At 58.8% G+C, this 19,282-nt stretch carries 19 protein-coding genes; 9 read left to right on the top strand and 10 right to left on the bottom strand.

Annotated elements, in window-relative coordinates:
* Position 1 precedes the first annotated feature (1 nt).
* From P4L78_RS08525 to P4L78_RS08515, 3 genes are all read right to left on the bottom strand, one after another.
* Entirely contained in the window at positions 2-1,558 is a 1,557-nt protein-coding gene (locus tag P4L78_RS08525; protein WP_309327619.1) for a hypothetical protein, read from the bottom strand.
* A gap of 179 nt (positions 1,559-1,737) precedes the next feature.
* Positions 1,738-2,985: a DUF1479 domain-containing protein gene (locus P4L78_RS08520; RefSeq protein ID WP_309327618.1), complete on the bottom strand. Its 1,248-nt coding sequence runs from the start codon at positions 2,983-2,985 to the stop codon at positions 1,738-1,740.
* 110 nt (positions 2,986-3,095) lie between these two features.
* The gene (locus P4L78_RS08515; RefSeq protein WP_309327617.1) at positions 3,096-3,446 is read right to left on the bottom strand and encodes a hypothetical protein; all 351 of its coding nucleotides are present in this window, start codon (positions 3,444-3,446) and stop codon (positions 3,096-3,098) included.
* A 438-nt stretch (positions 3,447-3,884) separates the two neighbouring features.
* Here P4L78_RS08515 and P4L78_RS08510 point away from each other — a divergent pair, with 438 nt between their 5' ends.
* The 3 genes from P4L78_RS08510 to P4L78_RS08500 all read left to right on the top strand — a co-directional run bounded on the left by P4L78_RS08510 (position 3,885) and on the right by P4L78_RS08500 (position 7,514).
* Positions 3,885-5,132 carry an MFS transporter gene (locus P4L78_RS08510; RefSeq protein ID WP_309327616.1) on the top strand — a complete coding sequence of 416 codons (1,248 nt, stop codon included), beginning with the start codon at positions 3,885-3,887 and terminating at the stop codon, positions 5,130-5,132.
* Positions 5,133-5,425: 293 nt separating this feature from the next.
* On the top strand, positions 5,426-6,160 hold the full coding sequence (locus P4L78_RS08505; protein ID WP_309327615.1) for a transporter substrate-binding domain-containing protein: 735 nt from the start codon (positions 5,426-5,428) through the stop codon (positions 6,158-6,160).
* Positions 6,161-6,212: 52 nt separating this feature from the next.
* Positions 6,213-7,514: a GGDEF domain-containing protein gene (locus P4L78_RS08500; protein WP_309327613.1), complete on the top strand. Its 1,302-nt coding sequence runs from the start codon at positions 6,213-6,215 to the stop codon at positions 7,512-7,514.
* A 15-nt stretch (positions 7,515-7,529) separates the two neighbouring features.
* Here the strand turns inward: P4L78_RS08500 and P4L78_RS08495 are convergent, their stop codons facing one another.
* Positions 7,530-8,249 carry an HAD-IA family hydrolase gene (locus tag P4L78_RS08495; protein WP_283147895.1) on the bottom strand — a complete coding sequence of 240 codons (720 nt, stop codon included), beginning with the start codon at positions 8,247-8,249 and terminating at the stop codon, positions 7,530-7,532.
* Positions 8,250-8,419: 170 nt separating this feature from the next.
* Between P4L78_RS08495 and P4L78_RS08490 the strand changes: the two genes are divergently transcribed.
* Positions 8,420-8,869: an SRPBCC family protein gene (locus tag P4L78_RS08490; RefSeq protein WP_283147896.1), complete on the top strand. Its 450-nt coding sequence runs from the start codon at positions 8,420-8,422 to the stop codon at positions 8,867-8,869.
* Between the two features lie 78 nt (positions 8,870-8,947).
* Here the strand turns inward: P4L78_RS08490 and P4L78_RS08485 are convergent, their stop codons facing one another.
* The 3 genes from P4L78_RS08485 to P4L78_RS08475 all read right to left on the bottom strand — a co-directional run bounded on the left by P4L78_RS08485 (position 8,948) and on the right by P4L78_RS08475 (position 11,129).
* Positions 8,948-9,490: an isochorismatase family protein gene (locus P4L78_RS08485; protein WP_309327610.1), complete on the bottom strand. Its 543-nt coding sequence runs from the start codon at positions 9,488-9,490 to the stop codon at positions 8,948-8,950.
* 215 nt (positions 9,491-9,705) lie between these two features.
* Positions 9,706-10,158, bottom strand: coding sequence for a hypothetical protein (locus P4L78_RS08480; protein WP_309327608.1), 453 nt, complete (start codon positions 10,156-10,158; stop codon positions 9,706-9,708).
* Positions 10,159-10,235: 77 nt separating this feature from the next.
* Positions 10,236-11,129 carry a LysR family transcriptional regulator gene (locus P4L78_RS08475; RefSeq protein ID WP_309327606.1) on the bottom strand — a complete coding sequence of 298 codons (894 nt, stop codon included), beginning with the start codon at positions 11,127-11,129 and terminating at the stop codon, positions 10,236-10,238.
* Between the two features lie 83 nt (positions 11,130-11,212).
* Here P4L78_RS08475 and P4L78_RS08470 point away from each other — a divergent pair, with 83 nt between their 5' ends.
* Together P4L78_RS08470 and P4L78_RS08465 are read left to right on the top strand one after the other, a co-directional pair.
* The gene (locus P4L78_RS08470; RefSeq protein ID WP_309327605.1) at positions 11,213-12,196 is read left to right on the top strand and encodes a quinone oxidoreductase; all 984 of its coding nucleotides are present in this window, start codon (positions 11,213-11,215) and stop codon (positions 12,194-12,196) included.
* Positions 12,197-12,414: 218 nt separating this feature from the next.
* Positions 12,415-12,618, top strand: a complete 204-nt coding sequence (locus P4L78_RS08465) for a cold-shock protein (protein WP_309327603.1) — start codon at positions 12,415-12,417, stop codon at positions 12,616-12,618.
* Positions 12,619-12,699: 81 nt separating this feature from the next.
* Here P4L78_RS08465 and P4L78_RS08460 read toward each other — a convergent pair whose 3' ends face one another.
* Positions 12,700-14,445: an FAD-dependent oxidoreductase gene (locus tag P4L78_RS08460; RefSeq protein ID WP_309327602.1), complete on the bottom strand. Its 1,746-nt coding sequence runs from the start codon at positions 14,443-14,445 to the stop codon at positions 12,700-12,702.
* A gap of 334 nt (positions 14,446-14,779) precedes the next feature.
* Positions 14,780-15,733 carry a hypothetical protein gene (locus P4L78_RS08455; protein ID WP_309327601.1) on the bottom strand — a complete coding sequence of 318 codons (954 nt, stop codon included), beginning with the start codon at positions 15,731-15,733 and terminating at the stop codon, positions 14,780-14,782.
* 286 nt (positions 15,734-16,019) lie between these two features.
* Between P4L78_RS08455 and P4L78_RS08450 the strand changes: the two genes are divergently transcribed.
* The 3 genes from P4L78_RS08450 to P4L78_RS08440 all read left to right on the top strand — a co-directional run bounded on the left by P4L78_RS08450 (position 16,020) and on the right by P4L78_RS08440 (position 18,397).
* The gene (locus P4L78_RS08450) at positions 16,020-16,538 is read left to right on the top strand and encodes a DUF2127 domain-containing protein (protein ID WP_309327600.1); all 519 of its coding nucleotides are present in this window, start codon (positions 16,020-16,022) and stop codon (positions 16,536-16,538) included.
* A 136-nt stretch (positions 16,539-16,674) separates the two neighbouring features.
* On the top strand, positions 16,675-17,940 hold the full coding sequence (locus tag P4L78_RS08445; RefSeq protein WP_283147905.1) for an NRAMP family divalent metal transporter: 1,266 nt from the start codon (positions 16,675-16,677) through the stop codon (positions 17,938-17,940).
* A 139-nt stretch (positions 17,941-18,079) separates the two neighbouring features.
* Positions 18,080-18,397, top strand: a complete 318-nt coding sequence (locus tag P4L78_RS08440; protein WP_309327599.1) for a plasmid stabilization protein — start codon at positions 18,080-18,082, stop codon at positions 18,395-18,397.
* Positions 18,398-18,425: 28 nt separating this feature from the next.
* Here the strand turns inward: P4L78_RS08440 and P4L78_RS08435 are convergent, their stop codons facing one another.
* Positions 18,426-19,169: an SDR family oxidoreductase gene (locus P4L78_RS08435; RefSeq protein WP_309327598.1), complete on the bottom strand. Its 744-nt coding sequence runs from the start codon at positions 19,167-19,169 to the stop codon at positions 18,426-18,428.
* Positions 19,170-19,282: the final 113 nt, after the last annotated feature.

Raw genomic sequence — 19,282 nt, 5'->3', positions numbered from 1 at the left:
ATCAGTGGGATGCGGCGCGCAGATCATTGGGTGACGTATGCAACAAAATCAACCCATGCGCCTTGACCAGATTCGGCGCATTGGCGGCATCGCTTTGTGCTGATTCTTCCGTGCTGGTTGTGTCGTTCTGTGCCAGCAAACCCAGCAGGTTGAGCGTCTGCGACTGTTGCACCGGCATGGTCTTGTCTTCTTCCTGTTTTCCCTGCACGAATTTGGTTTCATGCGTGGTCTGACTGGCCGATTGATCCAGCGTGGCGCTAGTCAGTTTGCCATCCTGATAAGTGATGTTGGCTTTGCTCTGCGCCACATCGTCAATCTGATCGTAGTAATAGTTCTGCGATTTGCGATCGCTGGTCAGATCCAGCCGGGTGCCGGTGAGCGGGCGATGGTAACTGGCGGTCAGGCGTGCTTGTTGCGTCTGGGTGATGGTCCGGTCCAGCGCGGTTTTGCCGCCGATGCTGGTGCTCTGCGAAGCGCTCCAGTTAAACGAATCAACCTCAGCCGGGCGCATCGGATTAACCGGCCTGGGCGTATCGGTGATCGACGCCTGAAAATCTGCCAGCCCGGTCAGCATGGCATGATCCCGCGCATTGAGCGGTTGCGTGTAGCTGGTGCCAGCCGATGCGGTGTCGTTGTTCAACTGGACAAACGCGTCTTTGAACATGCTGACTAGCGTGGCATCGCCATGACCACCCGCTGCTGCTGCGTCCACCTGTTGCAGAAAACTGTTGATCGAGGCCGCACGCTGCGCGGCGCTACCCTGGATCAAACTGTTGCCGGTGTTGACGTTCAGCTGCAACTTGCCTTGCTCGTTGCTCACATTCAGAGCGCGTATCTTGTTGTCCAGATGCAGGGCCACGCTGGTGGGCTGCTGCTGCCCCTGGCGCACGGCAGTCTGCAAATCAACCGAAGCCAATATGTGGTTGTCGTAACCCGCCATGCCCGCCAGATTCAGGCTGGGTGGCACTTTGGCCAAGCCGTCGAGCGCATCCTGAAAACCATCGGCCAATCCGGCGATGGCGGTTCGTTCCTGGTCGCTCAGTTTGCCGTCACTCTGAATATCCACGGCCAGTCCGGAATCCTGGCTAGCCAGCGTTATCTTCACCAGCACGCCGCTGGCAGTTTTGATCCGCAATTCGGTGTCGGCGCGCACGCCATTACTCGAACTGAGTGCCATGCCCGCTGCACTGGCGCGCGTAACCGATTGCGAGTAATTGCCGCTGCCGGTTTTGAAAGCGTTCAGCACCGCCGCGCCCAACCCTTTGAGACGCTGGCTGAGCGAAGAAGCCTGGTCGTTGTGCGCCATCAGCAGCGAAACCGCATCTTTGGAGTCGGTTTTCCAGGTGGTGATGGTTTGCTGTGCGAAGGCCAGAGTACCCTGTGCCGAGTAAGTCTGGACACTGCCACTGACATTTCCCAGCGTCACCACTGCGGACGGCGTCGGCTGCGCGGCCGCATTCGCAAGATTATCCGTTGTGCTGACCGAGCCAGCGCTTGTCAGCGTGCCGGCGCTCAAGAGATTCGGATTCGTATTGCTCAACGACGAAATGACCGTCATGGAATGGGTTCCGCAGGATGTACCGCTGACAAAAATTCCGGGCGCATGATTGAAAGCCCGGTGTATGGATATCGGCAGCTTGCGCGGATGCTTGAATGGCGGTTGGCGATGATTGCAGAGGCTGGACCAGACCGCAGTGCTGCGGTCTGGTTACCGGTGAGGCGATTTAATACGGGAGATCAGGCCTTGATGCCCAATTGCTGGCGGCCCAAGGTGGTCAGATCAGCAGCAGTTGCACGCCCGGTGAAATCCACTTCAAAGTGGTCCGCTGGAAAATCAGGTGGGCTTTTGCCTTCAAGGAACGCTGGCAACTGGCGTGCCAGATAGTCCTGGTTTTTCGGGCAGTCGGGCACAGCGGCGATATACATGACGTTGCTCCAGCCGGACCCTTTGTGCTCGTCTTCCACCGCGTGAATCACATCGCTATGCCAGAACACGGTATCGCCAGGTTGCATTAACGGGATCGACGACAATGCGGCCTGCAGCGGCTGATGCCATTCCGGCTTGAGCGACAACGCCCGCCCCGGCAACGCGCCGCACAGATCATCCTCGGGTACATCGTCTTGCAAGGCCCGCAACAGCACGTAAGCCATGGCATTGGCGATGGGAATCAACTGTAATGTGCCGTCGCCCGGCCCTTGGGCGGTGAGGGCGGTCCAGCCCTGAAACGTGCGGAACATCGAGCACACGGCGGGCGAGGGGATCTCGCCCACTTCGGTACGAAAAGCTGCATCGAATGGATCGTAACGCTGCCACTCGCCGCTGAAAACATATCGATACACCTGGCGAAAATTCTCGTCCAGCCAGCGTTCGACCGAACCGCCATCGCAATGCGCCGACAAACCCAGTGATTCCGAACCCGGCGGGCGCCGCCGCAAACGGTCGGCATACACCGGCACCTGATCGGGGTCGAAATGCACTTTGCCTTCGCTTTGCGTTTGCCATAAGCGGTTCAGGAATACGCGCGTCTGCGTCAGTGCTGCGGATTGGCGCGCCTCCACTTGTGGCCGCGACCAGTACACCCCAAAAATCTGCGGTTTGTTCGAGGCCAATTCACCAAAATATTTGTCTTCAGCGCGATGGGCCAGTTTGTCGACCATGTGGTTGCGCTCCACATAATCGCCAATCTCCGCGTTCCACGCCGTGGCCTGTTCCGCGCTGAACACGCCACGCACCACACAGGCGCCACGTTCTTTCACGCTTTGCCGCAACGCCGGGTCAACGCGGCCAGCGGCAATATCGGCGTAGCGGATTTCCGGGATCACCGACTTGCCTTGCTCGCGTTCGGCCACAATGGCGGCCACTTTGCATTTGAGGTCTGCTTCAACCTCCAGAAAGACTTCGCGATACTGCGGGAGGCGGGATCGCAGCAGACGTTTTGCCTCCCGAATCGCCTGAGGCAGGTCATCAATGCGTAGTGCAGCCATGTTGTTATCTCCGGGCGGGTGGAGAATTCAGCATAGACCCGCTCTGGCGGCCAAAGTGATCCTATCCTGTCGCATAATTCGCAAAATGAATCAGCCGCGATAGCAGGCGTTCAGTTCGCAATGCGCCGCCACAGTTCGTATTCGACGCGCACGCCGTTCTCCCAGCGCTCGTTATGCCACTCGTCATTCATCAGGCGAGCCTGAAACGCATATTCGCGCAGGGCCTCAGGCGGATAAGTACCCATGTCCGGATTCTCGATATAGCGCTCGCCATCAACCCGAAAACGGCCACTGCCAGCAGACCAGAAGGCACCCTTCTGGTACGAGATAAAGGTGAAATGGCCCTCCGCCAGCACTTTGCGGGAGCGGATATCCAGCTTGTCGTAATGCAGCATTTCGCCGTTATCAAGGCATTCGCCGGCAACCAGCTGCCAGGCGCCATCAAAAGGGGAGGTAGACATGGGTTGTTCCTGTTGCGTTAACAGGAGAGCATCCTATCCCGACGATGGATGTCAGGAATGCCTTGGCAGAAACGAAAGGCGCAATCGGGCAATATGAGCCAAGATGGCCATCGATACATGTTGCGGCAACGGCTAATCTGCACAGGGTTATGCGCGAAGCCGGAAAAACAGCGTGACCATGCTAGGCAAGCGTTCCGGCGGCTTGGGCAGGCTGCCGCAATAACGAGCAGGACTCCCCGCGTTTGTGCTGAAATACGCCGCGCAATAAAGCGGGGCTAACATCGCTGGCTGAGCCACACAAAAACCGCAGCATGCCAGCTCCGGCGGGCATGACAATGATATAAACACGCATCCAGATAAACGAAGGACGCGGCCAAAGTCTGATGGGCCGATGTCCTCAGTATTCTCTTTTCCACTGTGTCGTTCCGGAACACCGTTATGAATCAAGCATCCTTGCCTGGGAAGTTCACGTCCTACCAAAAACTGGTTGTCGGCATGCTGGCGTTTTTGCAATTTGCCGTCATTCTCGACTTCATGCTGATGTCGCCGCTCGGCGCAATCATCATGCCGGCGCTCAATATCGGTCCGAAGCAGTTCGGGTTGGTGGTCTCGGCCTATGCCTTCAGTGCCGGGATATCGGGATTGCTCACTGCCGGTTTTGCTGACCGCTTTGACCGAAAGAAAATCCTGCTGTTCTTCTATGCCGGTTTTGTCCTGGGTACGCTGTGGTGTGGCCTGGCGCAAACCTTTGAAACCTTGCTGCTGGCCCGCATCGTCACCGGTGTGTTTGGTGGCGTGATTGGTTCGGTAGTGCTGGCGATTGCCACTGACCTCTTTCCACCGCAGATGCGTGGTCGGGTAATGGGCGTGATCCAGACTGCGTTTGCCGCCAGCCAGGTGCTGGGCATTCCGGCCGGTCTGTATTTGTCCAACAACTGGGATTGGCATATGCCCTTCCTGGCAATGGCTGGCCTGGGTCTGGTCGGCGGACTGGTTGTGGCCTGGCGTATGCAGCCGGTTGCAGACCATCTGGCCATTCCGCAAGAACACAGCCCGTGGATGCATTTGTTCCACACGCTGACCGAGTCACGTTATTTGCTGGCCTTTGCCACGACCGCATTGCTGACCACGGGCGGCTTTATGCTTATGCCGTTTGCCAGCGCTTTCGTGGTGAACAATCTGGGTATTGGCTTGCACAGTTTGCCGACGGTTTATCTGATCACCGGGGTTTGCACCATCTTCTGCGGCCCGTTGATTGGTAAAGCGGCGGATGCGTATGGCAAATTTCGTGTGTTTACGCTGGGCACGGTGATCTCGATCATCATGGTGCTGATCTACACCCATCTGGGCCCGATCTCCTTGCCGTTGCTGGTGCTGGTCAATGCCCTGATGTTTGTCGGTATCTTCTCGCGCATGATCCCGTTTCAGGCGTTGATGTCGTCCGTGCCAGCGGTAACCCAGCGCGGCTCATTCAATGCCATTAGCGCGTCGATCCAGCAGTTGTCGGGTGGGATTGCTTCGGTGGTGGCGGGCCATATCGTGACGCTGGGCGTGACGGGCAAGCTCGAGCACTTTGAAGTGGTGGGCTACGTTGTGGTCGGTACCTCGATGGTGGCGTTTGCCTTGCTCTGGCTGCTGCAGCGACGCCTGCCAGCACCGGCCGCCAAGCCAGCGCTGGCGACATGAAACGCTGACCCACCGCATCCGCAAAAGCCTGGGGCGCCACGTGCTCCAGGCTTTTTCGCTCAGGGTCGCAGTTTGAATCGAAACTGCGGCCAAGGGGCAAAAACCTGGTGCCCCAAATGAGTCGATTTGTTACCCGTTTGTAGCCTGCCAAGTCCTCGTTATTGCCCGCCAACTGCGGATTGGCGATAAACATTAGTCGCTGCTGTTGCATCTACCATGCATGCATACGTCATTGCACGGGGTTGACCGGATTTTCTGGTAACTTGGCGGTATGTATCTGGGGATAAACGGTAATGAGATATGGCTTGATTGTCGGGTTGTTACTCGCTTGCCCGCTGGCGCAGGCCGAAACCACCATTACCCTCTATTCCGAAGCCGGGCAAAAGCCCATGTCTTACGAGGAAAACGGTGTCGCCAAAGGTGCGTACATTGATCATTTCCTGCAGGTGGCGAGGAAGGTTCCTGGCTACAAAGTCGAGATCAAGTTTGCTTCCTGGGCCCGCGCGGTGGAAGAAGCCAGAACCGGCAATAGCGCCGGCATAATCGGTGTGTATTACCGCCCGCAAGAGCGGCCGTTTCTGAATCATTCCAGACCCATTTATCGGGAAGACGTGGCGGTTCACTGCAATCGCGATGCGGTGGCCAAGCGCACTTTCAACAAATATCCAGATGACTTTGCCGGTCTCAAATTTGGCAATCAGCGCGGCTACCTGGCGCCAGGCCCGGAGTTTTTCAAATTTGCCCAGCAAGGCAAGATCGTGGTGGTGGAAGGGCTGGAGTTTGCCGGCCTGGTCAAGAAGATGCTGGTGGGCGAAATTGATTGTGTCGTCAATCCCAGCCTGGTGCTGGATGAAGCACTCAACACATTGCAAGAACGCGGTCTGCCCGAGCGCATGCGGTACAAGTCGGAACGGGTCATGGTCATCAAGTCGGAGACAGTCCATGTGGGCTTCAGCAAAAAATACGAAGAAACGCATCCCGAGCTGGCGCAGTTTCGCGTGCTGTTCGACAAGGCTGCCGGTTCTTGAATAGCCGCCGCCGCATGCAAACGCTGCGTTCAGTCACGACGCGATCCACCAAATGAACTCGATTCGTTTGCGGCTGATTGCGTTGTTCATGGCTGTAACCACGGCCACCCTGGGCGTTTTTGCTTTTTACGAGCAAACGCTGCTGCGACGTGATCTGGAAAACCGCTTCCTGGCGTTGCAGGATGACGTATCCACACGTCTGGAGCAAAGCCTGGCACAGCCAGTTTGGGATATGGATCAGAGCGTGATCAAGGCCAAGCTGGAAGCCGCCATGATCCCGCTGGAAGTGCAGGCGGTGTATTTCTTCACGCCCGATCAGCAAGGGCCGGTGGCCAGTATGGACCGGGCGCTGAGCAATAATCATCAGTCCACTCGCGCACGAGATATCGCGAACGAGGTGGTCAAAGAGATCCAGATTTTTCCACCGCTGCAGGTGGATGAAACACGCCGCAAGACCAGCATTGGCAAGGTAGTGGTTTATTTCTCGCGGGCGCAGATCAACCAGGCGCTGGCGGATGCCTTGTTGCGGCGGGTGCTGGAAGTACTGGTGGTCAACGCGCTGCTATTGATTGTGCTGTTGTTCAGTCTGCGCCTGGTGTTCGTGCCTTTGCGGGGTTTGCGCGACGGGTTGCGGGCGCTGGCCTCTAACGAAGCAGCGGATCTGCAAGAACTGCCCCGAACCCACCGCGTCGAGTTCGACGAAGTCATCAACAGTTTTAACTCCACGCTACGCAAAGTGAAGACCGTGATATCGCGTCATCGCTTTGCCGAAACCGCCGCCCAGGAAGCCACGCGCGCCGCCAACGAAGCGCTGGCGCAGGTGAAAGTGGCGCAAGCGGAGCTGGTCACTATCAATCAGCAACTGGAAAGGCTGACCGTGACCGACGCGCTGACCGGTGTGGGTAACCGCATGAAGCTGGACCAGGTGCTGGAAAACGAACTGAATCGTAGCCAGCGCTCTGGCAGCCAGTTCGCGCTAGTGCTGCTGGATGTGGATCACTTCAAGCAGGTCAACGACACTCGCGGGCATCAGGTCGGCGATCTGGTGTTGATTGGCGTGGCGCAACTGCTGGTCACCACTACGCGCAGCATGGATATCGTCGGGCGCTGGGGTGGCGAAGAATTTCTGGTGATCTGCCCGGACACCAATCTGGCCGGCGCGGTGAGCGTGGCCGACAAACTACGTGAAGCAATTGCCAGCCATCGTTTTGGTCAGGTGGGTCAGATCACCGCGAGCTTTGGCGTCGCCTGCGCCAGGGCGGGCGACTCCGTGCACAGCACGCTGGCCCGGGCGGATCGGGCGTTGTACCGCGCCAAAGCCAGCGGGCGTGATCGGGTCGAGAGCGAGGGTTAGCCCGCTTCTGCCTGGCTAGATTGCCGGGCTGACCATCGTATCGCGTGCCAACACTGTCAAGCCGCCGGCGGGCGTCATTTCAACAAACAAATGCGCGTAGCCGGGAATCTGCGGATGCGCAGTCGGTTGCGGATGACTATGCGTGGCAGTCACCACCACCACTTTGGCACCCGCCGCTTCGCCCGCGGCAATCCCCGCCGGAGCATCTTCGAACACCAGACAATCTGTCGCCGCTACGCCCAGGCGGCTGGCCGCGAGCAGGAAGCAATCCGGCGCGGGCTTGCCGCGTTCCACATCGTCGGCAGAAACCAGTAGCGGCGGCACCGGCAAACCAGCAGCGGCGATGCGGCGCAATGCCAGTTCGCGCGGGGCGGAGGTCACAATGGCCCAGCGATCTTGCGGCAAAGCAGCCAGGAACGCAGCGACACCGGTGATCGGGTCGATGCCCTCAACGTCGGCAATTTCGGCGATCGTAATGGCTCGCGCTTCGGCTTCGGCATCGACACCAGGCAAGCCCAGATTGCGGATGGTATCCACCGCGCGCGCACCGTGGATGGTCGGCACAAAGGTCGCGGCGTCCAGGCCATGCTGTTCTGCCCAGCGGGTCCACACCCGTTCGGCCGAGGCGATGGACGTAAGCACGGTGCCATCCATGTCAAACAGGAAAGCGGCAAAGTGGCGGCCAGGAAACAGCGGCTGCCCCGACACGGAATGACTTGCGGTTGGATCGCTCATGATTGAACCAGGAAGTGAAGAAGAAAGAATTGCGGTAATGCGGATGCGAGATTGTGCGAATGCCCCATTCTAAGGGGGATCAGCATGCGGCAGAAGCGGCAGATTGCCACGCGCCGGTCACGGGTACGCGCTGAATGCGCCCAGGCAATCAGCGACCGAGGGAGAAAATCATGTCAGGCACCAGCACTTTTGCATATGTCACGTTCATACGCACAACACCGGAGCAACTCTGGTCTGCGCTCACCAATCCGGAACTCACCCGGCAATACTGGTTTGGCATGTACCAGTTGTCGCACTGGACTGCCGGCGCGCCATGGCAACTGGTGTTTGCTGATGGCCGCATCGCGGATAGCGGTGAAGTGCTGGAAAGTGAGCCAGCCCGGCGGCTGGTGTTGAAATGGCGGAACGAGTTCAAGCCGGAAATGCAGGCAGAAGGCTACTCGCGGTGCGTGATCGAGATCGAACCAGTCGGGGACGTGGCTAAACTGAGCATCACCCATACGCTGAATCAACCTGATTCACGATTTGTTGCGGCGGTGTCTGCGGGCTGGCCACGCATTTTGTCCAACCTCAAGTCCTGGCTGGAAACCGGCACTGTGCTGTTTGCCGAGAAGTTTTAGCGGGCAAGCGCAAGACTGGATCGGCAGGATGAGGTGAATGCGCTCGCCTGATTGCATCCACCTTCGCTATCTGCCAGTTCAGAACTCAACCTCAACCGTATTTTGCAGCTTCACAAAAGCGCCTTTGAGCGTGGCGTTGTGGTGCGCCACGATTTGCCTGGCTGAAAGCTCAGGTGTGTCAGAGCAGGTTTGCGCGTCGGCCACCAGCACCGCGCTATAACCGGCATCCCGCGCCAGGCGGCAGTTGGCATCAATACAATATTGCGTTTTCATGCCAGCGATCACCAATTGGTTGACGTTCGCCTCCAGCAATTGATCTGCCAGCCGCGTACCGGCAAAGCAACTGGGGCGGGCTTTGTCGAAGATTGTGTCACGCGCCGGGTCTATGGCCAGATCCGGCAGTAATTGAGTCAGCGGACTGCCTTGCGCGATGGGTGTGCCGGGCGGCCCGAAGAAGCGTGCGGCAAAGATCGGCGCTCCGGCCAGCCGGGCTTTGTGGATGAGCTGGTTGATGTTGTCGAGCACGCGCTGGCCTTCCCACGCCCGTTCAGGGCCGTGAAACAGTCCAACCTGCATATCGATGATCAGCAGGGCGGCGCGCTGCGGTTCTGAGTGCTGCATGATGTTTCTCCTGGTTGTTGTGCCAGTACGGACGGAGAAACAACAAGGCCCCGTCCATCTCTGGCGGGGCCTGCAGTTGAATACGTTAACTCGCTCTCACGCACTCACTTCACGGCCCGCCGGTAGCTGTCGTGGTGGTGGTCGAGGTGAGGGTGATGCGGTTCATGCATTCAACATAATGGGCGACGACGGGCGCGTCAATCACCGTGTGTGGGCTAGTGCGCCGCCTGTGTACGCAGTGCCGCTACCCGGGCGCGATAAGTGGCTTCATCGGCGCGAAACAGATCGGCGCCGCCATTGCGACTGGTCAGATGCAAAACGCCGACCCGGAACGTGCTCGCGAGCGCCGCAACACCCATATCCAGATTGCGCTGGTTGAGCGTGGCGGTAAGCGTATTGCCATTGATGACGCCGCCCACCGGCGCACTTTGCACTGCAATCTGGCCGTCGTTTTGCAAGGCGGATTGCTCGATCCGGCCAGTCCAGCGCTGTCGCTGCGTTTCAACAACCTGCACCAGATAAACGCTGCGCCCGTCTTGCCCCACGTAAGTGCCAGCCACGTCGGCGGCCAGTGCGGGCGGGCTGCTCAGCAGTGCCCATGCGGCCAAAGCGGGCAGCAATAATCGGGGGATACGGATAGACAGGAATGACGCGGTGCTGATCTTCATTGATGATTGGTCCTCAAGCTCGGGTGGTGCTAACGACTGCTGCCCGTTAATGACAGCCTTGCGCTACCGAATGTTCCTTAAAGCTGGTCCTGGCCTGCAGCGAACAACTCGATCAGCGTATCGACCACCGCCCGCACGCGTGGCGAGCGGCGAACATCTGGATGCATAACCAGCCACACCGGCCGACTCACCGGGCATGCCTGATTAAGCTGCACCAGGGCCGGGTCTGGCCGCGCCAGGAAATGCGGCAGCACTGCAACACCCAAACCGGCGCGAGCGGCCTGATGCAAGGTGACTACATCATTGCTGCGCAAAACGAAGCGTCGATTGCCAGCAAAGCCATCCAGCCATTGTTGTTGCGGCGTTTCACGCAGGGCGTCGTCGTAGCCCAGCAATGGCCAGTGTGCGCTGGGCATGCTGGCGTAAGCGGGCGTGGCAAACAAACCATGCGCAATCTCGCCCACTGCGCGGGCCACCAAACCGGGCGCAGAGGGGCGGGACAAACGTAATGCCAGATCTGCTTCGCCACGCGCCAGATTGGCTTCACGCGTCTCGCTTACGATTTCCAGATCAATATCCGGCCAGGCCTCCCGCAATGGTGCCAGGCGCGGCATCAAAAAAAAGCTTGATAACGCAGGCGGCGCGGATAAGCGCACCGTGCCTTTCAGCGTTGCCACGCCCAACGCGGCGCGGGCAAAGCTTTGTGCTTCCTGATCCAGTGCCTTGGCGTGTTGCAGCAAGGTTTCGCCTTCGGCAGTCAGTTGCCAGCCGCGTGGCAAGCGGTCAAACAAGCGCACGTCAAGCGTGCGCTCCAGCGCCTCAACCCGTCTCGCCACGGTGGAATGTTCTACGCCCAGTTGCCGCGCAGCGCCGGACAAGCTGCCTTGCCGCGCCAGGGTAAGGAAGTGGCGAATGTCATCCCACTGCAGTTCACGGGCGGGATCGACGGGCTTATCTGGGTTTATTTGCACAATGAATGTGAAATTTTGTGGAATATCCGATCTATTTTGCGCGGTGTAGGCTGTGTCTGCAATCAACCAGAAAGGGGAACGACATGAACCCGACAACGCATTCAGCCGAATCACGCATCTATCTGACGGCTTATGGCGACGCCTCGGTGTTGCAGTTGCAGTCGTTTGAATTGCCGCCACCCGCTGCGGGCGAGGTGCGGGTACGGCACACCGCGATTGGTGTGAACTATGTGGATATCTACCATCGCAGCGGGCTGTATCCACTTCCCGGTTTACCGGCCACGCCGGGTGTAGAAGCGGCGGGGGTGATCGAGGCTATCGGTGCTGGGGTGAGCGGGTTGGCGATTGGCCAGCGCGTGGCCTACGCCGGATTGCCAGGTAGCTATGCCAGTGCCCGCAATCTGCCCGCTCAGCGGTTAATCAAGCTGCCGGATGAAGTCTCCGACCAGAGCATCGCCGCCGCTTTATTGCGGGGAGTTACCGCGCATATGTTGTTCGACCATATTCGTAAAGTGCAGCCCAGCGACACAGTGTTGATTCACGCTGCAGCAGGTGGTTTGGGATTACTACTGGTGCAATGGGCCAAGACGCTGGGCGCTCGCGTGATCGGTACCGTCAGCACGCCTGCCAAAGCCGCACTGGCTATATCGCACGGTCTGGATCATGCCATTTTGTATCGCGAGCAGCCGTTTGCCGCCGCGACATTGGCGCTCACCGACGGGCACGGCGTGAATTACGCCGTTGACGGCATTGGTGGCCAGACTTTGCAGGATACATTGAGCGTGGTGAGCGCCGGTGGCGTGGTGGCCAGCGTCGGGCAAGTAGCCGGGCCAAACGATGCGGCACAATTGGCGGTACCGCCCGCAGTAACACTCTGCCATCCGAGTGTGATCCAGTTTATGGCAGATGCCACGCAGTATCAGCAAGGCGCAGCGGCGACATTGCACCAACTGACGCACGGCCTGCGGGCCACGGTGGCAGAGGTACTACCGCTGGATCACGCCGCCCAGGCGCATCGTTTGCTGGAATCTGGTCAAAGTACCGGGGCGATCTTGTTGCAGCCCTGACGCTGGTTTGCGCTGCATCGTAATCCGGGTACGCCAAAATAAAAGAGAAACTGCTTGACCCTCCAGCGCTTAGGGCGGATAAGGGTCAGGCAGGATCCTCAAGCGCAGACCTATCGTTACATCGTCAGTCCCCCCAGCGGCACTCCTTGTTACTTTATTGATTCCTTGATTGTCGTGCTCCCGGAGCTTTGCTCCTCACTTGATTCAAGGAATACAAAATGGAAACCGGTACCGTTAAATGGTTTAACGATGCAAAAGGCTTTGGCTTCATCACCCCGGCTGACGGTGGTGCTGATCTGTTCGCTCACTTCTCCGAAGTGAAAGCAGAAGGCTTCAAAAGCCTGCAAGAAGGTCAAAAGGTGACTTACGCGACCGCCAATGGTCCTAAAGGCCTGCAAGCAACCAATATCCAGATCGTGTAAATCACGTTTGGCTGGTTGTGAAAAAGCCCCGCACTGCGGGGCTTTTTTTATGTCGATGCCCGTGCCACTGGGCTTGGTAAATCAGTTTTGAGCGAGGGCCAGAAAAGCGTGAATCTGGGCCACCACCGCGGCTCCTTCACCCACCGCCGCCGCCACGCGTTTAGTCGAACCGGAGCGCACGTCGCCAATCGCAAACACGCCTTTCACACTGGTTTCCAGTGGATGCGACGGGATAAACCCGGTGCCGGCGGCATCTTGCCCGGTCGGTACAAAGCCTTTGTTATCAATACGCACGCTGCAACTGCGCAGCCAGTCGGTATTCGGGTCGGCACCGATAAACAGAAATACATGGCGTAGCGGCATGCTATTGTTTTCCACTTGGTCATTGGCGCGCGTGGTGCGATAGCGCACGGTAGTCAGGCCATGTTCATCGCCTTCAAAACCCGTGATCTCGGAATGCGGATGCATGATGATGTTCGGCAGCGCGGCCAGTCGCTCAATCAGATAACGCGACATACTGGCCTGCAAATTGGGCGCGCGAATGATCACGTGCACTTTGGCGGCATGCGCGGCCAGATAAACAGCAGCCTGGCCCGCCGAATTGCCACCGCCAACCAGCATGACTTCTTCATCACGGCACAGTTTGGCCTCAACTGGTGATGCCCAGTAATACACGCCGCGTCCTTCATAGCGCTCAAGCTGGTCAATCGCCGGTCGCCGGTACACAGCGCCGCTGGCAATGACCAGGGTGCGCGTGGGAATGCGGCGACCATCTTTTAATTCCAGCGCCAGCGGCTGGCTGTCGCAATGCAGGGCTTTGACTTCCAGCGGGATCGCCAAATGCGCGCCAAATTTCTGCGCCTGCACCAGCGCCCGCCCGGCCAATGCCTGGCCCGAAATGCCGGTCGGGAAGCCCAGGTAGTTCTCAATGCGGGAACTGGCTCCGGCCTGGCCACCGGGCGCGCGGCAATCAAACACGGCCACTGACAAACCTTCCGATGCAGCGTAAACCGCTGCCGCCAACCCGGCAGGCCCCGCGCCGACCACGATGACGTCGTAAACAAAGTCGGGTGCAAACTCTGGCAATAGCCCCAGATGCGAGGCTAGTTCGCCTTCGTTCGGCGCCCGCAGAATGCTGCCGTCCGGGCAAATCACTAGCGGGAAATCGCTGGGCTTGGTAGCGGTGCGTTCGAGCAACTGCACGACATCGGCGTCTGAGTGGGCATCCATCACCGTATGCGGGTAGGCATTACGGCGCAAAAAGCTCTGCAAACCGTGCAGCTTGCCATCGGAATCACCGCCGACCAGCACCAATCCGCGACCTTTTTCCAGCAAGCCCACCCGGCGCAAGATCAAGGCGCGCATGATGCGTTCGCCCAGTTCTGCTTCGGCCACGATCAGCGCGCGCAAACGCTCTGGCGCGATCAGCAGTGTACGTACTGGCGTTAACGCAAGGCCATCAACCAATGCTGGTTTGCCCGAGAGCTGACCGACTTCTGCCATGAATTCGCTCGGGCCTTGTTCCACGATATTGGTGGAATTGCCCAAGCCGTCATGCGAGATGATTTGTACCCGGCCTTCCAGGATTACAAACATGCCGGGGCCGGTGTGGCCGGTTTCAAATAGCAAGGTCTGCGCGGCGTATTCGTGAACTGTGCCGAAGCTGCGCATGCGCTCGATCTCGGCGGCAGTCAGATGTGGAAAACGCTGATGATGGCGTGGCTCCAGCGCGGAAAACGGGGCTTCGGAGCTGTTGGCCAGCGGGTCCAGCCCGGCCAGTTCCGGCGGGATGGCGTTGGGCGCAAGCGCGGTGTCGGTGGTGATCATTACAAGCGGCCTCTGGGTAAAGATCGCCGCACGCCTGGTTTGCGTGTCTGACGCGAATCGTACCCGACCAGCATAGATCACTCATTCACGCCCGGAAGCGTACTGCTTGCCATGACTGCTGGCCGGTGCAGGGTGGCACTGAAAACAACCAGCCCCACCGTTGCGGATGGGGCCGACTATCTGGCCAGATGGCGCTGCCTGCGCCAAGGGCTGTCAGTGAAACATGATGGCGATCAGGATAATGATCGGAATTGGCACACCCAGAAAAAACAGTAGCAAGGAACGCATGACAGTCTCCTTAAAAATAGCTCGGCAAGAGCGGGCTCACGGCCAATCAGGCGCGGGCAACAATAACCGGGTGATCGCGACGTTTGCCGCCCAAGGTGGCAAACAGGCTGGCAAAGAAGGCTCCGCACAGCAAAGCCACAAACATCCACAAAGCGCTGTATGCGGTGGCTTTACGGGCTTTATCGGCGGCGGCTTTGGCAGTTTGCGTGGCTTGAGTCACGGTCTGATCCAGCCGCTCATAGGCCTGGCTGACCCGCGTTTCAGCGGTGGCCTGATCGACCCCGGTCTGGCGAGCAATCACACTGCCCAGATACTGCTTGTCCTGCGCGTCCAGATTGCCGGTGCGCAAGGCATTGGCAAATATCCGGGTGGCTTCAGCGCGGCTACTGGCGTCGGTAGCTTGGGCTTCGGCAGGTGCCTGGTTGGTGCGAAACAGCGTATCGACAAAGTACCCGGTAGAGTTGCTACCAGTTTCGCCACGCGATGTTGCCATCTGGCCGGCCCCTGCGGCAGCGACACCGGTTGCAGCCGTAGCCACACCGCGTAACGCACCGGCGCCCACTTCAGCGCCGCCGCTTAATACCGTGCCTATGGCGCTGGTCAAAAGGGTAGCAGTAACCAGCGTCGCCACGGCCCACGCCAGCAAGCCGTGCGCGGTGTCGCGGAAATAAACCTCATCTACATGAATATCGATCCAACGATTGCGCAAACGTCCGGCCAGGTAACCACCGAGTCCGGATGCGGCAATTTGCGTTAGCGCCAGCCACACCACCGTGGAAATACCGATAGTGGATGCCGTGGCACCCGTGTTGGTCCACGGCGAAATAGCCGATAAACCCAGGCCAAAGCCCAGAATCAGCAAAATGAATGACAACGCCGCTGCTGCCGCAGCGCCGGCAAAAACCGCGCTCCACGACAAGCCGCTGGTGAACGAGTGCGATGTGGCGGTGGTCAGTCCGGGGGAAATATGTTCTGCTGCCAGCGGTGCGGTGGGATGCATGATCCAGTCCTCCTGTAGTGTTGCTGAGCCTGGTCGTGAAGACCAGCGCCTGAGCGTGGATCAATCCCGAGTGGAATTGTCCAGGCTGATTGCAGCGTAGGCTTGGGCAGGTGGCAAAAATGTAGGCAGAGCCAAGGAACACGGGTAAGACGAATGCGCAAAATGCGGTTGTCATTGCCGGACAGCACAATGCCAATATCGAGTCCCCCTTGCCAAAAAGCCGCGTGGACGCATGTACTGGTGTGTTGAGCGCCCCTAACCCTTGCTTCACGAGAACTGGATACCGATGACCGACCCAGCGCACCCAGCTTCAAGCCAGCACCCTGGCCATCTGGCAAAGGGCCAGCGCGCCATGCGGGCAATTGCTGCCTTTGAGGCAGTCAAGGGTATTGCGGCGCTGGCGGCGGGAATCGGCTTGCTCAGCTTTGTGCATCACGATATCCGGCATCTGGCGCTGGAATTGATTGGCCACGTTGGCCTGAGCCCCTACGCCAAATATCCTGCCGTGTTGCTGCATTACGCCGACATGCTGCATGACGCCAACGTGCGGTTGCTGATTCTGGGCGCGCTGGCTTACGTGGCAATCCGTTTGGGCGAAGCCTGGGGCTTATGGTACGACCGGCCTTGGGCGCAATGGCTGGGCGCTATTTCTGGCGCAATCTATGTGCCGTTCGAATTGCGCCATTTGCTGGATCATCCAACCATCATCAGCGCTTTGGTCTTGTTCGGTAACGTCGCCATTGTGGTGTTTCTCGCGCTGCGGGTGTGGCGTCAGCGGCAGGCGCAACGGCACGCAAGAGATTGAAACCGGCGAAATGCCGGCGACCGGCAATATTTGCTGATGTCAGATAAATCCCGCAAATAAATAGCTTTGGCACGACTGGCCCCGTATACCGGCGCGGCATCACTCTAGGCCAACGGCTTAACCCTTGGCGGACAAGATGGCACAGAGCGAAAAGCAGCAACGCTGGTGGCAGCAATTGGGCCCGGGGGTTATTACCGGCGCTGCCGATGATGATCCCAGCGGCATTGCCACGTATTCCCAAGCCGGCGCTGCATATCGTTTTGATGCCCTGTGGACGCTGTTGCTGTCTTTTCCGCTGATGTATTCCATTCAGGCGATCTCCGCACGCATTGGCCGCACCACCGGCCACGGTCTGGCGACCAACCTGCGCCGCCATTATTCGCCCTGGTTGTTTTATGTGATCGTTTTGCCGATGTTTGTCGCCAACGTGATCAATATCGGCGCAGATCTCTCCGCCATGGGGGACAGCGCCGCGCTGCTGCTGGGCGGTCGCGGCAAACATCTGTTCATGGTCGGCTTCGGGCTGGTTTGCACCGTCGCCATCGTGATGGTGCCGTACTGGCGTTATGCCCGCATCCTGAAATGGCTGACCCTGACGCTGTTTGCCTACGTGGCCGTGATCTTCACCATTACTGTGCCGTGGGGACAGATGCTGCACGGCACGGTATTGCCGCATCTCAAATGGGACAGCAAATACATCACCACTGTGGTGGCGATTCTGGGCACCACCATCAGCCCCTATCTGTTTTTCTGGCAGGCCTCGCAAGAGGTTGAGGAAATCCGCAAGGATCCGGAGCGCGAAGCGCTGTTGCGCGCGCCCGAACAAGGCGCTGCCGCCAAGGCGCGCATTCACAGCGATACGCTGATAGGCATGGGTTTTTCCACGCTGATTGCCTATTGCATCATGGTGTCCACGGCGGTCACGCTGAACATGCATGGCGTGACCGATATCAGCACCACCGCGCAAGCGGCGCAGGCGCTCAAACCGATTGCCGGGCCGTTTGCCTTTGCGCTGTTTGCGGCGGGGATTATTGGCACCGGCTTGCTGGGCGTGCCGGTGTTGGCTGCATCGGCGGCATATGCCATTGCTGGTACGCTGCGCTGGAAAAACAGTCTGGAAGACCACGCCAGCAAAGCGCCGCGGTTTTATCTGGTGATTGCTCTGGCCATTGCCGTTGGCATTGCCATGAACCTGATCCATATCGACCCGATGAAAGCGCTGTTCTGGAGCGCCGTTATCAACGGCGTGGTGGCGGTGCCGATCATGATCATCCTGATGCTGATGTGCGCCAACGGCAAAGTCATGGGCCAGTTCGTGGTGACTGGCATTGTGCGAGTGCTGGGCTGGATTGCCACGCTGGTGATGGCGGTCGCGGTGGTGGCCATGTTTGTGCTGATGTGAGGTGTTCTGACACTGAGCTGCGACGGTGGCTGACATAGATGCGTGTCTGTGTGGCGTAAACTAGGTGGCGTCGGCGGCGGCACTCAATTGAATGCATCCGCTTGCCAATCCATCAGCGTTTTAGCCAGGAGTGACCACCATGCCACGCGGAGATAAATCAGCTTATACCGACAAACAAAAGCGCCAGGCCCAACACATCGAAGAGGGCTACGAAGCACGCGGCGTACCAGAAGAAGAGGCCGAAAGCCGGGCCTGGGCCACCGTCAACAAGGTATCGGGTGGCGGCAAGAAGTCGGGCTCTGGTCGGGGCCACGCCGAAAATCATGAACCGATGCACGAAGGCGGTCGCAAAGGCGGCGCCGCCTCGGCAGAGCGCACGCCAGAACAGCGCTCTGCATCCGCCCGTAAAGGCGCCGCCACGCGCAAACGTAACGCCGCCGCTCGTACGCATCATTGATCACCACCGTTGATCCTGGAAATTGCGCTCAGGCCAGTCCGCCATTGGCGCGCAGAATCTGCCCGTTGACCCAGCCCGCATCGGCACCGACCAGGAAAGACACCACGACCGCGATGTCGTCGGGCTGGCCCAAACGTTGCAGCGGCGGCATTTTGGCGAAAGTCTGGATCTGCTCTTCAGTCTTGCCGTCCAGAAATAGCGACGTGGCAATCGGGCCGGGCGCGACGGCATTGACGGTGATATTGCGGCCCCGCAATTCTTTGGCGAACACATGGGTGAACGCTTCGACCGCTGCTTTGGTCGCGTTGTAGATGGCGTAGCCCGGCATGTTCAGCGCCAGCGTGGTGCTGGAGAAATTCACAATGCGCCCGCCGTCATTCAACCGCGCGGCGGCTTCGCGCAGCGTATTGAAGGTGCCACGCACATTGATATCAAAAGTCTGGTCGTACAACGCGTCGCTGGTGTTCGCCAGTGGCACGGTCTTGAGCACGCCCGCGTTGTTGATCAGCACATCTACCTTGCCCAGTTGTTGTTCGGTGATCTCGAACATGGCACGCACTTCGGCCACGTTGGCGACATCCGCCTTTACCGCGATAGCCTTGGTTCCCAGCGCTTGCAATTGCGCCACCAGCGCCTCGGCTTCTTGTGAGCTGGACGCGTAGTTAACGGCGATGGCAAAACCGTCGGCAGCCAGCCGTTGGGCAATGGCCGCACCAATACCGCGAGATGCGCCGGTAACGATGGCAACTTGAGTGTTCTTGCTTGTGTTCATGATTCGTTTCCTTGCAGGAGAGTTGGTGAGACGAATCATGGATCATTCCACTCAAAAGATAATTGCTGGCGATCTGCTAACATCGTTCCATCTGTATTAACAATATCCCGGCC

This window comes from Silvimonas sp., from assembly GCF_031291215.1.
Classification (GTDB): Bacteria; Pseudomonadota; Gammaproteobacteria; order Burkholderiales; family Chitinibacteraceae; genus Silvimonas; species Silvimonas soli.
The sequence above is the reverse complement of the archived record's forward strand: the minus strand, read 5'-3'. Positions and strand labels throughout refer to the sequence as shown.

What these genes read in the sequence shown, in the direction of transcription:
- P4L78_RS08525 (WP_309327619.1), bottom strand. Translation starts at nt 1,558, where the DNA reads ATGACGGTCATTTCGTCGTTGAGCAATACGAATCCGAATCTCTTGAGC.
- P4L78_RS08520 (WP_309327618.1), bottom strand. Translation starts at nt 2,985, where the DNA reads ATGGCTGCACTACGCATTGATGACCTGCCTCAGGCGATTCGGGAGGCA.
- P4L78_RS08515 (WP_309327617.1), bottom strand. Translation starts at nt 3,446, where the DNA reads ATGTCTACCTCCCCTTTTGATGGCGCCTGGCAGCTGGTTGCCGGCGAA.
- P4L78_RS08510 (WP_309327616.1), top strand. Translation starts at nt 3,885, where the DNA reads ATGAATCAAGCATCCTTGCCTGGGAAGTTCACGTCCTACCAAAAACTG.
- P4L78_RS08505 (WP_309327615.1), top strand. Translation starts at nt 5,426, where the DNA reads ATGAGATATGGCTTGATTGTCGGGTTGTTACTCGCTTGCCCGCTGGCG.
- P4L78_RS08500 (WP_309327613.1), top strand. Translation starts at nt 6,213, where the DNA reads ATGAACTCGATTCGTTTGCGGCTGATTGCGTTGTTCATGGCTGTAACC.
- P4L78_RS08495 (WP_283147895.1), bottom strand. Translation starts at nt 8,249, where the DNA reads ATGAGCGATCCAACCGCAAGTCATTCCGTGTCGGGGCAGCCGCTGTTT.
- P4L78_RS08490 (WP_283147896.1), top strand. Translation starts at nt 8,420, where the DNA reads ATGTCAGGCACCAGCACTTTTGCATATGTCACGTTCATACGCACAACA.
- P4L78_RS08485 (WP_309327610.1), bottom strand. Translation starts at nt 9,490, where the DNA reads ATGCAGCACTCAGAACCGCAGCGCGCCGCCCTGCTGATCATCGATATG.
- P4L78_RS08480 (WP_309327608.1), bottom strand. Translation starts at nt 10,158, where the DNA reads ATGAAGATCAGCACCGCGTCATTCCTGTCTATCCGTATCCCCCGATTA.
- P4L78_RS08470 (WP_309327605.1), top strand. Translation starts at nt 11,213, where the DNA reads ATGAACCCGACAACGCATTCAGCCGAATCACGCATCTATCTGACGGCT.
- P4L78_RS08465 (WP_309327603.1), top strand. Translation starts at nt 12,415, where the DNA reads ATGGAAACCGGTACCGTTAAATGGTTTAACGATGCAAAAGGCTTTGGC.
- P4L78_RS08460 (WP_309327602.1), bottom strand. Translation starts at nt 14,445, where the DNA reads ATGATCACCACCGACACCGCGCTTGCGCCCAACGCCATCCCGCCGGAA.
- P4L78_RS08455 (WP_309327601.1), bottom strand. Translation starts at nt 15,733, where the DNA reads ATGCATCCCACCGCACCGCTGGCAGCAGAACATATTTCCCCCGGACTG.
- P4L78_RS08450 (WP_309327600.1), top strand. Translation starts at nt 16,020, where the DNA reads ATGACCGACCCAGCGCACCCAGCTTCAAGCCAGCACCCTGGCCATCTG.
- P4L78_RS08445 (WP_283147905.1), top strand. Translation starts at nt 16,675, where the DNA reads ATGGCACAGAGCGAAAAGCAGCAACGCTGGTGGCAGCAATTGGGCCCG.
- P4L78_RS08440 (WP_309327599.1), top strand. Translation starts at nt 18,080, where the DNA reads ATGCCACGCGGAGATAAATCAGCTTATACCGACAAACAAAAGCGCCAG.
- P4L78_RS08435 (WP_309327598.1), bottom strand. Translation starts at nt 19,169, where the DNA reads ATGAACACAAGCAAGAACACTCAAGTTGCCATCGTTACCGGCGCATCT.